The following is a 17,862-nucleotide window of genomic DNA, read 5'->3' on the forward strand; positions in this document are numbered from 1 at the left end:
GACCGGACGCGGCAGACCGCTGGGCACGTGTTCTCCAAAACCCTCGTGGAACATGTCGCGCCGTGGCCGGTCTCCTGGCTTCCGCATCGACGTGCCGCGGCCGACCTTCCCGAGCGGACCTTGAGGTCCGCCCAGTGGCCCTGACCGCTGGGCGAGCCGGTCAGCGAGGGCCGCGGAACTCCGCGGCAACAGTGGCGAGGGCCGCACCGGACTCAGACCGGTTTCCCGTACACCACGGCGATGGCACGGTATCAGGCGAGGTCAGGGCGGTGTCGGCCAGGTCTTGGGTGACTGTTTACCCGGTGGGACGGCAAGGGCCGCCGCCCGCGGGACGGGCGGCGGCCGGTGGGGTGTCAGCCGAGGGTCCAGTGCTGGAGCACCGAGCCGGTGTCCGGCCGCTGGGTGACCAGCGCGCCGTCGGCGGTGGAGGCGGTGGTGAGGAGCAGGCCGGTGTGGACGTTGGTCAGGGTGTAGGTGCCGTCCGGGAGTCGGGTGGCGGTCCAGTGCTGGTTGTCGTTGCCGGTGCAGGTCCACTGGATGACGGCGGTGCCGGGGGCGGTGGAGCCGCCGTTGTCGTCCGCGCAGAGCTGGGACTCGGCGTTGACGAGCTGGTAGGAGCCGTCGGGCTGCCGGGTGAACTGCCAGTTCTGGTTGGCGCCGCCGTTGCGGGTCCAGGTGATCAGCTGGGTGCCCGCGGTGGTGCTGTGGCCGGGGTCGTCGAGGGCCTTGCCGCTCGCGGTGAGGGTGTGGGTGCCGTCGAGGTTGCCGCCGGCGGTGCCGACGGCGGTCATGGTGAGGGTCTGCTGGGCGGCGGTGCGGCCGCCGCCGACGCTGCTGCCGCTGGTGTCGGTCCAGTTGCGGGGTGCGGCGGTCTCGGCGGTGCCGCCGTTGCCGGCGGTCAGGCCGATGACCAGGCCGCTGTAGCGGTTGACCAGGCGGTAGCCGCCGCTTCCGGTGGTGTCGGGCAGGACGAACCACTGCTGGCCGACGGCGGCCGTACCGGTGGCGGGGGCGGTGACGGTGGGCTTGGCACCCCAGGCGCGGCCCGCCGTCCCGGTGGCGTCGACGCCGAGCAGCTGGCCGCTGCCGGCGTTGCTGATCCGGTAGGAGCCGTCGCCGTTGCCGGTGAAGGTCCAGGTCTCCAGGGCGGAGCCGGTCGGGGCGGCGGTGGAGGCGGTGGCGGAGCCGTTCGCGGCCTGGGTCAGGATCCGGCCGTCGCCGCTGGCGATCCGGTAGGTCCTGGCCGGGTCGAAGGGCGCGACGGCGGGGGAGCTGGAGTCGACGGTGACGTTGGCGTACTCGCCGTCCGACTTGGCACAGGCGATCGAGCAGTAGGAACGGAAGGTCTTGCCGATGACGGTGGTGCTGGTGAGGTTGGCGCTGTCCAGCATCCAGCGGTACCAGGAGCCGGAGGTGTAGCTGCCGGAGTCGCCGGCCAGGTGCCACTGCTGGGTGGCGAGGTCGTCGGTGACGTAGAACTGCTGCGGGGCCGTACCGGAGACCACCTCGGGTTCGCCGATGTACAGGCCGAGGTAGGCGTCGTAGGAGACGTTCATGATGAACAGCTGCGACTTGGCGGGCAGCACCCCGGCCGCGACCTGCTGGTCGACGCTGCCGGTGTTGGCCGGGTCGTAGTCCTGGGCGACGGGGGTGTAGCCGCTGGGGGCGGCGCTGGTGGCCGGGACCATGTTGCTCTCCAGGCCGCCGGTGCCGGGCTGGGTCCAGCTGCCGTCGTACCACTTCTGCCAGGTGCCGGGCGCCATCTTGCCGGAGATCGGGGCGCGGGCGACGTGCGCCAGGCCGCCGTTGCTGCCGCCGACGCCCGCCTTGGGGACGATCCGGGAGCCGTAGAAGACGTAGAAGTAGCCGGAGGCGGTGTCGACGAACAGCCGCTGGTCGCCGTCGCCGTAGTTGTACGTCTGGTTCGGGAACGCCGAGTTGTCGCCCCGGGTGGTGCTGTACGGGGAGGTGATGGCGTGGCCGGAGATGGTCCAGGTGTGGCCCTGGTCGTGGGAGACGGCGGTGTCGATCGCGTCGTAGTGCAGGCCGTCGCCGAAGGGCTGCGGGGTGAACTCGTTGTGCACCAGGCCGTGCCAGTCGCCGGTGTCCGGGTCGACCCAGAGGCCGACCAGGTCGCAGTAGTTCGGCTGGGAGTAGCCCGAACCGGCGGGCGCGGAGGTGGAGTTGACGCCGGTGGGGCTGTGGTTGCAGCGCCAGGTGGTGTCGTTGTTCCGGTCGTTCGGGTTGGCCGGGTTCACGGCGTTGTCGAGGCCGGAATCCGGGGTGGCGGTCTCGAAGTTGCTGCCGGTGTAGAAGTTCCACTGGCGGGAGTCGGTCGCGCCGTAGAGCGAGTGGGACTCCTGGAAGTGGAAGGTGCCGTCCTTGTCGAGGAAGGGGGCGGCGGGGGTGTCGTCGGCGTAGTTGTACGGGCCGGTGGAGCCGATGGTGACGGTGTACCCGGCCGAGGAGGGGGCGGACGGTTTCGCCGAGGCCGTGGTGCCGAAGGTGGTGCCGCCGACCAGGGCCAGGGTCAGGGCGGTCACCGCGCCGAGCACTTTTCGTCGAGGAGCTGACACAGGGACTCCTTCTGCTCTCGGGGCCCTGGGGTGGGGGTGGGCCCCGGGTGTACCGGCGCCGGGGGTCGGCGTCGGCGGGTCGGGGTGGGGGTCCCGACCGGCTCGTGGGGTGGTGCGGCGGGGGAGGTCAGCTGTCGGACATCCGGAAGTCGTAGTGCGCCGGGACCGGCAGGTCGGGGTGGACGGCCAGCCAGAGGGTGTCCAGGGAGACCTCGCCCTCACGCATGTTGTCCACCCGGATGCCCTCGGCCAGCAGCCGGCGCACCCGGTCGTCGTCGCCGAGGGCGTGGGCGGCAGTGGCCTCGGCGAGCCGGATCCGGCCGTGGGCGCGGGTCGCCGCGGGCAGGGCTTCGATCACGGCCATGGCCTGCTGCGCGCGGTCGGCGGCCAGCAGGGCGTCCAGCGTCTCGATCGTCAACTCCCTTAGCTCCGTGCGGAGCTGATGGGCCTCGGACATCAGGTCGGCGGCTTCCCGCCGGTCGGCGGTGAGGAAGGCCAGCGCGCGCAGGGCCCAGGGGGTGCGCTGCTCGCCGAGGGAGCGCTTGAACGCCTCGCGGGCCGGGTCGGGCTCGCCGTCGGCCAGGCGCAGCAGGCCGAGCTGGTACAGGGCGTGCCAGTCCTCGGCGTGCTGCTCCAGCCGGGTGCGCCAGTGGGTGCCGGTGACCGGGGCGGCGGGTGGGTCGCTGATCGGGAGGGTGTCGGTGGTGAGCAGCCGCCGCCAGGGCTCCTGTTCGGGGCCCGGGGTGCCGAACGGCAGCAGGGGGGAGGACGGGAGGTGGCCGGCCTCGATCTCCAGGGCGGCCCAGCCGGATCCCTCGGCGAGCTGCTCCACGGGTTCCCCGAAGGCGGCGGCCTGTCGGTGGGCCGCGTCCAGGGCGGCGGGCGGCAGGAGCTGGGCGAGAGCCGCGCCGGTTGCTTCCCTGGCCTGGTCCCAACTGCCGTGCACCGCAAGCGGGTCGACGCTGAGCAGCCCGTACGCCTCGGTCCAGGACCAGGTCGCGCCGCCGGGCATCGGCAGGTGTTCCAGCTGGGTGCGGGCCAGGCCGGCCTGGATCTCCAGGTAGGCGGCGTCCGGGCCGGAGAGCCATTCCTGCCAGTGCCGGCCGCCGGTGGAGGTGCCCCAGCAGAACAGCTTGCGGCCGCGCAGCCGGTCGGTGGAGGCCTGGACCAGGCCGGTGCCCTCCGCGTCCAGCGCGGCGATCCACCGGCGTTCGCCGTCCGGCAGGTCGAGGAAGTAGTCGGCGGCGCGGGCGACCCGGCCGGGGTAGCTGCGGTCGCCGCCGTCCAGGTGGGGGAAGCCGACCCGGGTGAGGTCGCTGACGTAGTCGCAGTGGAAGGCGTGGTCGGCCGGGCCGATCACCCGGGTGCCGGCGTCCTGGGGGACGGCGATGTTGGACCACCAGTAGACCGGGGTGGTGTGCGGGGCGGGGTTGTGGAGTTCGACGTGGACGAGGAGGACGGGCGATCCGGCGGGCAGCCAGGCGTCCAGTCGCAGCACCACCCGGCGCAGCCGCTCGAAGGCGTACATCCGCAGCACCGGGGTGCCGTCCGGCGCGGTGAGGCGGACGGCGTGCAGCGGCTCGCAGGTGAGCGGCCAGTGGCCGGTCATGCCGAGGTTCCACTCCACCCCGCCGGCCAGCCAGGCGTCGCGCAGCGCGAGGTTGGCGGGCTGGAGGACCGGGTTGCGGTGCAGCAGCTCGCGGCCGCTCGGCCGGTGGACGAGTGACCAGAGCCGGCCGCCGAGCGAGGGAAGGAAGGTCGCGGTCAGCTGCTCGTTCTCCAGGACCACGGACGGCAGTCGGCGTTCGCCGCGGTGGCGGTCGTAGTCGCCCTGCCGGGTGTACGGCAGCAGCGAGGGCGGGGCGCCGTAGGCGAGGTTGCGGCGCATCTCCTCGTCCACCCCGGCGCCGTCGGCGGTGGAGGGGGAGAGGCCGTGCAGGATCGGCAGCACCCCGGCGGCCGGGTCGGCCGTCCCGTCGATCCGCAGCAGGTCGGTGCGCAGCGAGGAGGTCATTTTCCGATTCCAACCGTCATGCCCTGGATGATCCGGGTCCCCATCCAGGAGAACAGCGCGATCATCGGGGCGAGGATGATGCAGACTCCGGCGAACGTGGTGCCGTAGTCCAGGCCGTTGAACTGCTGGGAGGCGACGAACGAGGAGAGCGCCACCGGGAGGGTGACGTGGCTCTGGCTGTTCGTCAGCACGATCGCGAAGAGGGTCTCGTTCCAGCCGGTGATGAACTGCAGCAGGAACGCGGTGATCAGCCCGCCGCGGGCGACCGGCAGGACCACCTGGAGGAAGGTGCGCAGCGGTCCGGCGCCGTCCAGGACGGCGGCCTCCTCCAGGGAGCGCGGGATGCCGGAGAAGAAGCCGGTCAGCAGGAAGACGGTGAAGGGCATGGCCAGGCCGATGTAGACCAGGCCGAGTCCGAGGTCGCTGTCGGTGAGGTCGACCTGGGCCAGGCCGACGAACAGCGGCACCACCAGCACCTGGCCGGGGACGCCGAGGCCGAGGGCGAAGAGCAGGGAGACGGCGGAGGAGGTGCGGGAGCGGCGCCGGGCCAGCGCGTAGGCGCAGGGCGCGGCGAGGGCGATCGCCAGCAGCGAGGAGCAGACGGCGACGACGACGCTGTTCAGCGCGGCCTGGGCGAAGCCGCCCTCGTCCAGGGCGGTGGTGTAGTTGCCGAAGCTCAGGGCGTCGGGGAGGGCGAAGTTGTGTTTGAGGATGTCGGGGCCGTCGCGCAGCGAGGTGAGCAGGATCCACAGGAGCAGCAGCAGGTTGGCGGCGACGACGGTCCAGACGACCGCCGTGCCGATCCGGACCGCCGGGCCTGCCGATCGGCGGGTGCCGGGCACGGTGGTGGCCTTTCGTAGCGGGTTCATCGGCTGGGGGCTCGATTCGGTACGCATGCGGCTCAGTACTCGATCGGTTCGCGGCGCAGCAGCCGGCGCAGGACGACCGTCACCACGGTGACCATCAGCAGGGTGACCACGGCGGCGGCCGTCGCGACGCCCAGCCGGGGGACGGTGGCCCGCGGGAAGGCCTCGGCGTACACGTACATGGCGGTGTTCCAACTGTCCACCGGGGGGAAGCGGTTGCTGCTGCCGCCGAAGAGCAGGATGAGCTCGAAGATCTTCACCGAGCTGACCGTCCAGAGCACCGCGCAGACCGAGATGACGTCCCAGGCGCAGGGCAGGGTGACGTGGCGGAAGCGCTGGAAGGCGTTCGCCCCGTCGAGTTCGGCGGCCTCGTACAGGTGGGGCGGGATCTGGTCGACGGCGGCCATGATGATCGAGGTGTAGTAGCCGGTGGCCGTCCAGATCACGGTGCCGAGGACCATCGGGAACAGGTTGGTGGTGGAGAGCCACTTCGGCGGGGTGGTCACCCCGAGGAACTCCAGCGCCTGGTTGACCGGGCCGGAGGGGGAGAACAGGAAGCCGGCCGCGATGCCGAAGACCATGCCGTTGACGAGGGAGGGGAAGAAGAGCACGGACCGGGCGAACAGCCGGCCCTTCATCTCCCGCAGCACCAGGGTCAGCAGGAAGCTGATCAGGAAGGTGATCGTGCCGCCGACCGCCATCAGCGCCAGGGTGTTGACCAGCGAGGTGCGGAACACCGGGTCGTCGAAGAGCTGTTGGTAGTTCTTCAGGCCGCGCCACTGCATGTCGCCCATGCCGTCCCACTTGTACAGGCTGGTCCACACGGCGTAGCCGACCGGGGCGAGGAACAGCACCGCGTAGGCGAGCAGTGCGGGGGCGGTGAACGGCCAGAATGTCCGGCGCTGTTGGCGTTCGTGGGGGCCCGCGCCGGGTGGGCGGCGGGCGGTGCGGGCGGCCCGCACGCCGGGGGTCCGGGGCCGGTGCTGGATCGTGGTCGCCACCGGCTCAGCCCTGGGTCTTCCAGTACGCGACCTGGTCGGCCTTGCACTTGGCGGTGAACCGGGCGGCGTCGGTCTGTCCGTGCCAGAAGTCCAGGAAGTTCTGCTCGAACACCTTGGCCGACCAGTCGCCGGCCACGCCGTCGTAGGGCAGCCGGACGGTCGGGGCACTGAGCGACTTCTGGGCGTCCTCCAGGCCGGCGGGGGCGGGGACGTCGGTGCGCGGGGTGAGGTTGAGGGCGGTGGTGGCCATCCCCGAGACCTGCTTCTTCTGCAGGAAGAAGGCGATGAACTTCTCGGCGGCCCCGGCGTTCTTGGCCCGCTTGGGGATCGAGAAGCCGAACAGCGAGACGTCCGGGGTCTTGGCGCCGGGCGGCAGGATGGAGCCGAACTTCCAGCCGGTCGGGACCTGCTTGGCGACCTCGCCGGTGACGTAGCTGCCGTCCATGTAGAAGGCCGCCTTGCCGCCAGCCCAGTTGGTCTCCTGGGCGGGGTACTTGGTGGCGTCGTAGCCGGGGATGAGGTGGCCGCCCTTGATCAGCTGCTCCAGGTCCTGGGCGGCCTTGAGGACGGCCGGATCGTCCCAGAGGGCGCCGGTCCGGTCGGCGGAGAGCTTGGCGAAGTCGATTCCGGCGGCGTTCAGCAGGTAGTCGAAGTAGAGGCCGTTGGTCCACGGGTCCTCGCCCTCGGAGGCGAGGCAGGCCTTGCCCTTGGCCTTGAGGGCGTCGCACACCTTGAGCAGGCCGGGCCAGTCGGTGGGGGCGCTCGGCATCGCGGCGGCGAGGTCGGGGTCGGCGGCGTTGTAGAACATGCCGGTGGTGGCCAGGTAGTAGGGGATCAGGTAGTGGTTCTGGCCGGACGGGTCCTTGGGCAGCACGTCGAGGTACTTGGCCGGGACGACGGCGGAGACCGGGACGTTCTCGCCGGGGACCTGGAGGGACAGCACGGGGGAGAGGTCCAGGGCCTGGCCGGCGGCGGCCACCGAGCCGTAGACCACGTCGTTGGACTCGTCCCAGAGGTCGGGGGCCTGGTTGGCGGCGATCGCCGGGCCGATCTTCTTGGCGATGTCGCGACCGGTCCAGTTGACGGTGACCTTGACGCCGGTGGCGGCGGTGAAGTCGGCGATCGCGCCCTTGAGCACCTGCGCCTGCGGTTCGTCGGCGCGCCACATCGACCAGTAGGTGAAGCCGTTCCCGCCGTTCCCCCCGCCGCCGCCGGAGCCGCAGGCCGTCAGGCCCGCGACCAGCGCGGCGGCCAGGGCCGCACCGGCCACCCGCCGGGACGGCATCGTCGTTCTGCCCATGAGTGTGTCCTCTCCGAGGCGCGGGAGCCGCGCGGGGTAGCGGTCGGCGGGCCCCTCGCACCGGGGCCCCCGACTGGCTCGGAACCGTAGTGCGGCTTTGACCGGTAAAACAAGAGGTCGGTCGAAGAAATCCGGAACGGGAGCCGTCCCTGGATGCTGCTTCCCCGGTGGATCAACGGTCGTGAGGCACAGGTGGCTTGACGGGGTGACGTGGCGTGACTACTTTGCGAGCTGCTCCACTTAACCGGTCAAATACGAGGGAACGCCGATGGTGACGATGCAGGACGTGGCCGAGCGGGCGGGGGTCACCAAGCAGACCGTCTCCAACGTCATCACCGGCCGGGTCGCGGTCCGCCCGACCACGGCCGCCCGAGTACGTGCGGCGATCGAGGAACTCGGCTACACCCCGAACCTGGTGGCCCGCTCCCTGGCCACCGGCAGCACCAGGACCGTCGGCTTCTTCGTTCCCACCGTGGCCGGCGCGTTCTACGGGGAGATGGTCGAGGAGGTCGAGGACGTCCTGGAGGAGGCCGGCCACCACCTGCTGCTCTGCACCACCCGGCTGGACGGCGAACGGGCCCGGCGACACCTCGCCGGGCTCACCAGCCGCTCGGTCGACGCCCTGCTGATCGCCGGCGACCAGGACCTGCTCGGCCACCTCCCGCTGCTCTCCGACGCCCGCTTCCCGGTGGTGCTCTGCGCCTGGGAGACCGAGGCACCGGACCGCTTCCCGGTGGTCACCATCGACTACGAGCGGGCCGGCTACCTGGCCGGCCGCCACCTGCGCGAACTCGGCCACCGGCGGGTCGCCGTGCTCGCCAGCCCGGCCCACACCGCGCGCGTCGCCGGCTTCCGCCGGGCCTTCGCCGCGGACGGGCTCACCGTCTCCGACGACGCCGTCCGCTACGCCGCCGCACCCACCCCGGCGGGCGGCTTCGCCGCGGCGGAGGCGCTGCTCGCCACCGACCCCGGGGTGACGGCGCTGTTCACCACCCACGACGTGCTCGCCCTCGGCGCCCTGGAGGCCGCCCGGGCGGCCGGGCGCTCGGTGCCGCACGACCTCTCGCTGATCGGCCAGGACATCTCCGAAGTCCTGCTCACCCACCCGGCGCTCACCACGGTGTCCATCCCCAAGCGGGAGATGGCCCGGCAGGCCACCGAACTGCTGCTGCGCGCCCTCACCAAGACCGGCACCCCGGCCAACTCGGTGCAGCTGATGCGCCCGGAGCTGATCGTCCGGGGGAGCACCGCGCCGCCGGCCGGCTGAGCTCGGCGGGCGGATTACGGAACTCGTCGACAGGAGCGCTCAGTTGTCCCACGCCCCGACCGAACTGTGGTACCGCGGACCGGCCACCGGCTTCCTGGAAGCGCTGCCGCTGGGCAACGGCCGCCTCGGCGCGCTGCTGTACGGCGGCGGCGCCGAGGAGACCGTCCACCTCAACGCCGACACGCTCTGGTCCGGCGGGCCCGGCCCGCGTGATCGTGAGGGCGCGGCCGAGCACCTGGCGGCGCTGAGGGCCGCTGTCCTCGACGAGCGGGCGCCCGGCCTCGCCGACCGGCTGGCCGAGCGGATGCAGGGGCCGTTCACCGAGGCCTTCCAGCCGTTGGCCACGCTGAACTTGGCGTTTCCGGGTCGCGAAGTATCTGACCACGTACGGCTGTTGGACCTGGACGCCGCCGTCCACCGGGTGTCCTGCCGTACCGACGGGGTCGACCTGCTGCGGGAGTCCTTCGCCTCCGCGCCCGCCGGACTGCTGGTCACCCGGATCAGCGCTTCCGCCCCCGGTGCGGTCACCCTCACCGCCCGGTTCGCCACCCCGCACCCGGGCGCCCGCCACCACCACCCGGTCCCAGGCACTCTGGCCGTCACCGGCCGGGCGCCCGCCCACGTCGCCTTTGGCGAGGACGACCCGGCCCACTACCGGGACGGCGAGGGCATGGGCTTCGCCGCCGGACTGCGGGTGCTGGCGACCGGAGGACGGGTGGCGCGGACCGGCGCGGCGGTGACCGTTCACGGCGCCGACGAGGTGCTGCTGCTGGTCGCCGTCGGCACCGGATACCAGGGGCCTTTCGCCATGCCCGTAGGCCCGGGGGAGGGCCCGCTCGCGGAGGTTCTGGAGCAGCTGGCGACGGACCGGCCGTACGGGGAACTGCTCGACGAGCACACCGCCGACTACCGGCGGCTGTTCCGCACCGTCTCGCTCGACCTGGGACCGGCGCCCGACGACCGTCCCACCGACGAACGGCTCGCCGCCGTCCGGGCCGGCGGCGAGGACCCGGGTCTGACGGCCCTCCAGTTCGCCTATGGCCGCTACCTGCTGATCGCTTCCTCCCGCCCCGGCGGCCAGCCGGCCACTCTCCAGGGCCTCTGGAACACCGAGGTCGCCCCGCCCTGGAACGCCAACTGGACCACCAACATCAACCTCCAGATGGCCTACTGGCCCGCCGAGACCACCGGCCTGGCCGACTGCCACCGACCCCTCCTCGACCTGATCGCCGCCCTCGCCGAACCCGGCACCCGCACCGCCCGCACCTACTACGGCGCCGCCGGCTGGACCGTCCACCACAACACCGACCTGTGGCGCGCCACCAACCCGGTCAGCGGCTCGCCGTCCTGGGCCAACTGGCCGACCGCCGCCGCCTGGCTCTGCGCCCACCTGTGGGAGCACTACCTCTTCGGCGGCGACCGGCACTTCCTCGCCGACCACGCCTACCCGCTGATGCGCGACGCCGCCCGCTTCCTGCTCGACCTGCTCACCGAGGACGGCGACGGAACCCTGGTCACCTGCCCCTCCACCTCCCCCGAGCACCACTTCCGGCTCCCCGACGGCGACCTCGCCGCTGTCACCGCCGGCGCCACCCTCGACCACTGGCTCACCGCCGAACTCTTCGCCAGCACCGCGGCCGCCGCCCGACTCCTGGGCACCGACAAGGAGTTGACCGCCGAGCTGGACGCCGCCCGGGCCCGGCTGCGCCCACCTGCGACCGCCGCCGACGGACGGCTGCTGGAATGGTGGCGCGACCTGCCCGAGGAGGACCCGGGCCACCGCCACTTCTCCCACCTCCACGGCCTCCACCCGGGCAGCGCGATCGACCCCCTCACCGCGCCCGCCCTGGTCGCGCCCGCCCGCCTCGCCCTGGAACGCCGGCTGGCCCACGGTGGCGGCAGCACCGGCTGGAGCGCCGCCTGGGCCGCCGCCCTGGCCGCCCGCCTCGGCGACGGCGACCTCGCCCACCGTGCCCTCCGCTCCCTGCTCACCGACTACACCGCGCCCAACCTGTTCGGCCTCCACCCGCCGGACCTCTTCCAGCTCGACGGAAACCTCGGCCTCACCGCCGCCGTCGCCGAAATGCTGCTGCAGAGCCACAACGGCGTACTGCGGCTGCTCCCCGCCCTGCCCGCCGCCTGGCCCGACGGCCGGGCCACCGGCCTTCGGGCGCGCGGCGGCAGCACCGTCGACCTGTCCTGGGCCGACGGCCGTCTCACCGAAGCGACCGTCCACGTCACCCGGGCCCAGCGCCTCACCGTTCAACTGCCGCCGGGCATCCGGGCGGTGACGTCCGCCGTCCGCACCACCACCCCTGGCATCATGACGATCGAGGCGGAGGCCGAAACGAGCTACCGGCTGAGGCCCCTCCCCGACCACGACCGAGGACCGCGGTGACCGCATGAACGAGCACACCTGCCGACGCTTCCAGGGCCGGGTCGCGCTGATCACCGGCGCCGCCAGCGGCATCGGCGCCGCGACCACCCGGCGGCTGGCCGCCGAAGGCGGGGCGGTGATCGCCGTCGACATCGCCGACGAGGCCGGGCAGCAGCTGGCGGACGCCATCACCCGCGCGGGCGGCCGGGCCGAGTACCGCCACGGCGACGTCGGCTCCGCCGCGATGTGGGAGGAACTGACCGAGCACGTCGCCCGCCGCTACGGCCGCTTGGACGTCCTGCACAGCAACGCCTACGCCGTCGTGGTGAAGCCCGCGCACGAACTCGACGAGACCGAGTGGGACGGCCAACTCGCCGTCACCCTCAAGGCCAGCTGGCTCGCCGTTCGCGCGTTCGCCACCCAACTGTCGGACAGTGAGGGATCGTTGGTGCTCACCTCCTCGGTGCACGCGCTGGTCGGCCTGCCCGGCCACCCGGCGTACGCGGCCGCGAAGGGCGCCCTCTGCGCGCTCGGCCGCCAACTCGCCGTCGAGTACGGGCCCCGGGTGCGCGTCAACACCGTGCTGCCCGGCCCGATCCTCACCCCCGCCTGGGACCGGGTGGACGAGGCCGGGCGCGCCGACAGCGTGGCCGGCACGGTCGCCAAGCGGCTCGGCACCCCCGAGGAGGTGGCCGCCGCCGTCGCCTTCCTGGCCTCCTCCGATGCCTCCTACATCACCGGGGCGAGCCTGGTGGTGGACGGCGGCTGGTCGATCGTCAAGGACTCGGCCTGACCACGGCGTTGCGCCTGGGACTTCCGGGCGTGCGGATACGGAGGATCGTGGGATTCCGGCTGCCGAGGGGGCGCGTCCTCGTTAGCCTGGCCCGGTGGAAGATCGGGAAGTGTTCGTCGGCGGCGTGAACCTGGTCACCCGGGAAGGCGGACTGGTCCGGCGCCCGGCCGGCCCCTGGAGCGGCACCGTCCAGCGCCTGCTGGCGCAGCTGCGCGAGGCCGGATTCACCGGTGCGCCGCGCCCGTACGGGATCGGCGACGACGGCGCCGAGGAGCTCGTCGAGTACCTTCCCGGGACGGTGGGGCACGACTTCGCCGCGCCCGAGGTGCGGAGCGACGCCTCGCTGGTGGCCGCGGGGCGGTTGCTGCGCGCTCTCCACGACGCCTCCGTCGGCTTCGTCCGGGAGCGGGGCGACGTCTGGCAGTTCGCCCCGCGCGAGCCGGCCGAGGTGATCTGCCACGGCGACGCGGCGACGTACAACACGGTCTTCCGGGACGGGATTCCGGTCGCCTTCATCGACTTCGACACGGCCCACCCCGGCCCCCGGCTGTGGGACGCCGCCTACACCGCCTACCGCTTCGTGCCGCTGTACGCCCCGGACGAGGTGGAACACACCCTGCCGGTTCCCGAGGCGAAGCGCCGGCTCCTCCTGTTCGCCGACTCCTACGGTCTCTCCCAGGACGAGCGGGACCGACTGCCCGCCACGGCGGCGGAGCGGTTGAGAGCGCTCGTCGCCTGGATGCGCGAGCAGGCGGCAGCGGGCCATCCGGCGTTCGGCCGACACGTGGCGGAGGGTCACGACCGCCGCTACCTGACGGATGCCCGCTGGATCGAGGAGACCTTCGGCCGCCGGCGCCCCTGATCCCCCGTCCGACATCCCCCGTACGACGAATCCGACCGACTCCGTCCCGCCGAGGTAGCAGCATGCGCGTCCTGCACATCTCCGACCACGCCGACCCGTTGGCCACCCCGGGAGGCGAGTTCTGCGGGGGTCAGAACGTCTACGTCCGGGAACTGGCGCGACGGCTGGCCGGCTCCGGCTGCACGGTCGACGTCGTCACCCGCTGGGCGGACGGGCGGCTGGCCCGGCAGGAGCCGATCGCCCCCGGCGCGCGGACCGTCCGGGTGCCGGCCGGACCGGTCGGGCCGCTGCCGCGCGAGCGGTTCGGCGACGTCCTCGACGAGTTCTGCGCGGGTGTCGTCGGACTCCACGAGGAGGTGGGCGGATACGACGTGGTGCACAGCCACTACTGGTACTCCGCCGTCGCGGCCCTGCGGCTCGGCGACCGACACGGGGTACCGCTGGTGCACACCCACCACTCCCTGGGGGCGGTGCGCCGGGCGGCGATCGGGCGGGACGAGGCGGACGAGGCCGAGGAGCACTTCGCGGCCCGGCACCGGATCGAACGCCGCATCGGGCTGCGCGCTGCCGCCGTGGTGGCCAGCAGCCCTGGTGAACTCGCCGATCTGCGGCGGCTGTTGGGAACACCGCTGGACAGGCTTCACCTGGTACCGCCCGGGGTGGACACCGAGCTCCTGACCCCGCGTGATCGCGCCCTCGCCCGTGCCGAACTGAGCCTCCCGGCCGACGCCCCGGTGGTCCTGTTCGTCGGGCGGCTCGAAGCGCGCAAGGGCTGGGAGGACCTCGTCGCCGCCTTCGCCCTCGTCCGGCGGACGCTCCCCGGAGCGGTCCTCGTCGTCGTGGGCGGCGATGCGCCGGAGCGGCGGGCCGGCCCAGGTCCGCTGGCGGCGCTGGTCGAGCGGCACGGGCTGACCGGGAGCGTGGACCTGCGTGGACCGGTTCCGCACGCGGCCACGGCCCGCTACTACAGCGCTGCGGACGTCACGGCCGTGCCCTCGCACTACGAGCCCTTCGGCCTGGTCGCCGTGGAGTCGATGGCCTGCGGCACACCGGTCGTGGCGACCGGTGTCGGCGGCCTGCGCTGGAGCGTCGCCGACCCGCGCGTCGGGGCGCTGGTGCCGCCGCGGGATCCGGCCGCGCTGGCGAAGGCGCTGGTCGACGTGCTGGCGTCAGGCTCGGCAGGGCGCCGACAGGCTTGCGTGGACCGCGCCACCCGCGGCTACGGTGCCGAGCGGTGGGTCGACGGCATCCGGGAGGTCTACCGCCGGGTGGCCGCCCCGCGCGTCGGCGCGACGGGCCTCAGCTGAGGACGGGCAGCCCGTCGTTCAGCGCGGTCAACAGTTCGTCGACCGAGTGCGCGACGGTGCGGTGGCGGGCGGCAGCCCTGCGCTCGGCGGGTGTCAGGCGGCCGAGCGCGCCCGCCCGGCGGATCGCCCGGGCCAGCGCCAGCGGGTCGTCGGGGCGGCACAGCGACAGGCCTCCGCAATCGGACTCGGGCAGGCCGCCCAGGTCGCTGGCCACCACCCGGCAGCCCGCGTGCTGCGCCTCGGCGGACAGGGTGCCGAACGGCTCCACCCACAGGGCGCTGTGGCTGGGCATCACCACCACGTCCTGGGTCACCAGCAGCCGCGCCATCTCCCGTGCGGAGGTGCGCGGTGCCACCGCCTCGATCATCGGGTGGGCCCGCACCAGCGGCTCGACCAGGGGGTAGGCGGCGTCCTGGCCGCCCGCCAGCACCACCGTGAACGCGAAGTCCTCGTCCCCGGCGAACGCGTGCAGCGCCTCGAACAGCGTGTAGATCCCCTTCTCGGGGCCGAGCCGTCCCGCGAACAGCACCCGCACCGGGCCGGCCCCGCGCGCCGGCTCCGGCTCGGTCGCGAACTCGACGCCGGCGAACGGGTGGACGACGCCGATCCCGCCCGGGTCGAGTCCCAGGTAGGCGGCCCACCCGAGGGCGGCGGCGGAGCTGGGCGCGAGCAGCCGGTGACCCGCGTAGCCGTCCCGGTAGAACGCCGGATCCCGGCCGACCAGCGGAAGGTTGTGCATCATCACGTACGGCACCCGGACGGTCGGTATTCGCAGCGGCTCGGTGGCCAGCACCACCTCGCCGTCCAGCCGGCCGACGTCGTCCGGGGTCGGGTAGCCGTTGAAGCGCACGTCGGGCGCCTGCGCCCGGCCGTCCTGCTCACCGAGGCGGAAGGTGACCACCTGGTTGTCGATGCCCCGGCGCGTCAACTCCCGGCACTGGCCCAAGGTGAAGGTCTCCGTCCCGCCGCTGCCCGGCAGCAGCGGAAGCGGCGGGGTCCAGAACGAGGAGGGCGTCCAGACGTGGGAGATCATCCGACCACGATAGGTAGCCGACCCCGGAGGTGTGGGGAGGTCGGAGAACCCGGTGATCACCTTCGGAAGGACGGCAGCCGCTCAGCGGCCGGTCCGGGTGAGGACCACCGTCAGCGGGCGCAGCCGCAGTCGGCCGAGCACGGACGCGCGGGCCGTGTGGTGCCGGCGGAGCAGTGAGTGGAGCGGCCGCAGCCGGTCGGCCGTGGTCTGGACCGTTCCGCCGCGGGGTTCCGCGGTACTCGGGGTGGCGGCGCCGATCCCCGCGAGGAAGGTGCCGAGGACGACGGCCGCCAGCAGGGCGACGGCGCAGCGGTGGCGGGCGGTGGTGGTCACGGGTGTTCCCCTCTCGGTGCTCCGCGCAGCGTGTCCGAGGTGACCTGAGGTTTTCGTGAGGAGCCGGAGGGAGTACGAACCGTCCGGTGTCAGGGCCGCCGTTTCACCGGGAGCGTCAGCGTGAAGCGCGCGCCGCCGCGGGCGCTGGTGGTGACGGTGAGCGTGCCGTGGTGGGCGCGGGCGGTCCAGGCGGCGATGGAGAGGCCGAGGCCGGTGCCGGCGGAGTCGGAGCCGCTGCGGAAGCGCTGGAACAGCGAGTCGGCGAGCTCGGGCGGGACGCCCGGTCCGGCGTCGTCCACGGTGAGGACGCCGTCGGCGGTGACGGTGAGCTCGACCTCGGCGGGCCGGCCGGGGGCGTGGCCGTGGGTGAGGGCGTTGGCCAGCAGGTTGGTGACGGCCCGGCGGAGCAGGTCCGGATCGGCCACGACGACGGTCGGTTCGGTGCGCAGGGTGACGCTGTGTCCGTCGGTGTGGGTGTCCTCGACGACGGTCTCGACGAGCTGGTCCAGGCGCAGCGGCTCGGTGGCCAGGGTGGTGACCCCGGCGGTCAGCCGGGCGCTGGTGAGCAGGCCGTCGACCAGGTCGCCCATCCGGGTGGCCAGGTTCACGGTGCGGCGGAGCGCCTCGGGGCGGGCGGCGTCGTCGCGCAGGGCGGTCTCGGCGAGCAGGCGCAGCGAGGCGGCGGGGGTGCGCAGGTCGTGGGCGGCGTCGGCGAGGAAGGCCTCGTGCTGGTGCACGGCGGTCACGGCGGGTCGGATGGCTCGGCCGGAGAGCAGGTGGCCGGCGAGGGCGGAGAGCGCCAGCAGGACGGCGCAGCCGCCGGCCAGGAGAAGGGCGAGGTCGCGGTGAGCGGCCCGGTCGGCGGCGGTGTCGGCGGCCACCACGACGGCGCCGCCGGTGCTGTTGCCGTCCGGGCCGGTGAAGACCTGGGCGAGCAGGCGCAGCGGGTGGCCGCGGTCGTCGTGGGCGTCGACGGTGGCGGTGCTGCCGTCCTCGACGGCCGCCGCTGCCGCGGCGAGGGTGTCGGGGGCGGGGGTGCGGGCGCAGGGCTGGCGCGGGGTGTAGACGGTCCGGAGGTGGTCGGCGCCGCTTCCGGAGAGCACGGTCACGGCGGGGCAGGAGACGTCGACGAACTCGGCCAGGTTGTGGGTGTCGAGGGCGCCGTTGTCGTCGAAGGAGAGCTCCGTGAGGGCCTGAGTGGCCTGCACCTTCAGCTCGCTGTCGGTCTGGTGGCGCCGGGAGACGCCGTCGCTGTGGACGGCGAAGGCGGCCAGGGCGACCAGGCCGACGGCGCTGGTCAGGACGTACAGGGCGGTGAGGCGCCGGCGCAGCCGTCGGGCCCGGTGCTCGGCCGGGGTGCGGGCGGCCGTGTTCCGGCGCCGGCGTAGGAGCGCCCTCACGGGCCGGCGCCGGCGCAGGAGCGCCCTCACGGGCCGGCCTCGGCCAGCCGGTAGCCGACGCCCCGGACGGTGTGGATCAGCGGCGGGTCGCCGAGTTTGCGGCGCAGCTGGGAGACCAGGACGTCGACCACGTTGGAGTTGGGCTCGGCCATCTCGTCCCAGCACTTCTCGACGATCTCGCCGCGCGGTACGGCCCGGTCGGCGCGGGTCGCCAGCAGTTCCAGGACGGCGAACTCCTTGGCGGTCAGGAGCAGCAGCACGCCGTCCCGGCGCACCTGCCGGCGGGCGGTGTCGATCTCCAGGCCGGCCAGGCGGTGCACGGGCGGGGCGACGGTGCCGGACCGGCGGCACAGGTTGCGGACCCGGGCGATCAGCTCGGGCACGGCGAAGGGCTTGACCAGGTAGTCGTCGCCGCCCGCGGCGAACCCGTCGACCCGGTCGGCGACCCGGTCGCGGGCGGTGAGGAACAGCACCGGCACGGTGCGGCCGGCCCGGCGCAGCTCCCGCACGTGGTCGAGGGCGTCACCGGAGGGCAGCATCCGGTCGAACACGGCGCAGTCGTAGTCGGTGATGAACAGCGCCTCGTCGGCTTCCGGTAGATCCGCCGCCTCGTCCACCGCCAGGCCGTCCGCCCGCAGGGCAGCGGTCAGGGCGAACCGCAGGTCGTCGTTGTCCTCCACCACCAGTACTCGCACGGCGGCCAAGGATAGCCGCACCGACCTCATCGAAATCT

Annotated in this window: 14 protein-coding genes and 1 riboswitch; of the genes, 5 read left to right on the forward strand and 9 right to left on the reverse strand. The window is 73.4% G+C overall.

Annotated features, from left to right (window positions below):
- Positions 1–46 precede the first annotated feature (46 nt).
- Positions 47–252: riboswitch (cobalamin riboswitch) on the reverse strand.
- 101 nt (positions 253–353) lie between these two features.
- From ACIP4P_RS28955 to ACIP4P_RS28975, 5 genes are all read right to left on the reverse strand, one after another.
- Positions 354–2,543 (reverse strand): RICIN domain-containing protein, encoded by a 2,190-nt coding sequence (locus ACIP4P_RS28955; RefSeq protein ID WP_400923377.1) that lies wholly within the window; start codon positions 2,541–2,543, stop codon positions 354–356.
- A gap of 160 nt (positions 2,544–2,703) precedes the next feature.
- Complete coding sequence (locus ACIP4P_RS28960) at positions 2,704–4,590, reverse strand: DUF5107 domain-containing protein (RefSeq protein ID WP_400923379.1); 1,887 nt, start codon at positions 4,588–4,590, stop codon at positions 2,704–2,706.
- Positions 4,587–5,459 carry a carbohydrate ABC transporter permease gene (locus tag ACIP4P_RS28965; protein ID WP_400923381.1) on the reverse strand — a complete coding sequence of 291 codons (873 nt, stop codon included), beginning with the start codon at positions 5,457–5,459 and terminating at the stop codon, positions 4,587–4,589. The genes ACIP4P_RS28960 and ACIP4P_RS28965 overlap by 4 nt, the downstream gene beginning before the upstream one ends.
- 32 nt (positions 5,460–5,491) lie before the next feature.
- The gene (locus tag ACIP4P_RS28970; protein ID WP_400923383.1) at positions 5,492–6,457 is read right to left on the reverse strand and encodes a carbohydrate ABC transporter permease; all 966 of its coding nucleotides are present in this window, start codon (positions 6,455–6,457) and stop codon (positions 5,492–5,494) included.
- Positions 6,458–6,461: 4 nt separating this feature from the next.
- On the reverse strand, positions 6,462–7,757 hold the full coding sequence (locus ACIP4P_RS28975; RefSeq protein ID WP_400923385.1) for an ABC transporter substrate-binding protein: 1,296 nt from the start codon (positions 7,755–7,757) through the stop codon (positions 6,462–6,464).
- Positions 7,758–8,025: 268 nt separating this feature from the next.
- Here ACIP4P_RS28975 and ACIP4P_RS28980 point away from each other — a divergent pair, with 268 nt between their 5' ends.
- The 5 genes from ACIP4P_RS28980 (at position 8,026) to ACIP4P_RS29000 (ending at position 14,363) form a co-directional block, all read left to right on the forward strand.
- Entirely contained in the window at positions 8,026–9,024 is a 999-nt protein-coding gene (locus ACIP4P_RS28980; protein ID WP_400923387.1) for a LacI family DNA-binding transcriptional regulator, read from the forward strand.
- A 43-nt stretch (positions 9,025–9,067) separates the two neighbouring features.
- Positions 9,068–11,422, forward strand: a complete 2,355-nt coding sequence (locus ACIP4P_RS28985) for a glycosyl hydrolase family 95 catalytic domain-containing protein (protein WP_400923389.1) — start codon at positions 9,068–9,070, stop codon at positions 11,420–11,422.
- A 4-nt stretch (positions 11,423–11,426) separates the two neighbouring features.
- Positions 11,427–12,194, forward strand: a complete 768-nt coding sequence (locus ACIP4P_RS28990; RefSeq protein ID WP_400923391.1) for an SDR family NAD(P)-dependent oxidoreductase — start codon at positions 11,427–11,429, stop codon at positions 12,192–12,194.
- Between the two features lie 94 nt (positions 12,195–12,288).
- Positions 12,289–13,056, forward strand: a complete 768-nt coding sequence (locus ACIP4P_RS28995; protein ID WP_400923393.1) for a phosphotransferase — start codon at positions 12,289–12,291, stop codon at positions 13,054–13,056.
- A gap of 62 nt (positions 13,057–13,118) precedes the next feature.
- Entirely contained in the window at positions 13,119–14,363 is a 1,245-nt protein-coding gene (locus tag ACIP4P_RS29000) for a glycosyltransferase (RefSeq protein WP_400923395.1), read from the forward strand.
- Here ACIP4P_RS29000 and ACIP4P_RS29005 read toward each other — a convergent pair.
- The 4 genes from ACIP4P_RS29005 to ACIP4P_RS29020 form a co-directional block, all read right to left on the reverse strand.
- On the reverse strand, positions 14,356–15,396 hold the full coding sequence (locus ACIP4P_RS29005; protein WP_400923397.1) for a glycosyltransferase family 4 protein: 1,041 nt from the start codon (positions 15,394–15,396) through the stop codon (positions 14,356–14,358). The genes ACIP4P_RS29000 and ACIP4P_RS29005 overlap by 8 nt on opposite strands.
- An 81-nt stretch (positions 15,397–15,477) precedes the next feature.
- Positions 15,478–15,729 carry a hypothetical protein gene (locus tag ACIP4P_RS29010; RefSeq protein ID WP_350510545.1) on the reverse strand — a complete coding sequence of 84 codons (252 nt, stop codon included), beginning with the start codon at positions 15,727–15,729 and terminating at the stop codon, positions 15,478–15,480.
- Positions 15,730–15,818: 89 nt separating this feature from the next.
- Positions 15,819–17,129, reverse strand: coding sequence for a sensor histidine kinase (locus ACIP4P_RS29015; protein WP_400923399.1), 1,311 nt, complete (start codon positions 17,127–17,129; stop codon positions 15,819–15,821).
- Between the two features lie 26 nt (positions 17,130–17,155).
- Positions 17,156–17,854: a response regulator transcription factor gene (locus ACIP4P_RS29020; protein WP_400923401.1), complete on the reverse strand. Its 699-nt coding sequence runs from the start codon at positions 17,852–17,854 to the stop codon at positions 17,156–17,158.
- Between the last annotated feature and the right edge of the window lie 8 nt (positions 17,855–17,862).

It is taken from the genome of Kitasatospora sp. NPDC089509, assembly GCF_044749365.1.
GTDB lineage: Bacteria > Actinomycetota > Actinomycetes > Streptomycetales > Streptomycetaceae > Kitasatospora.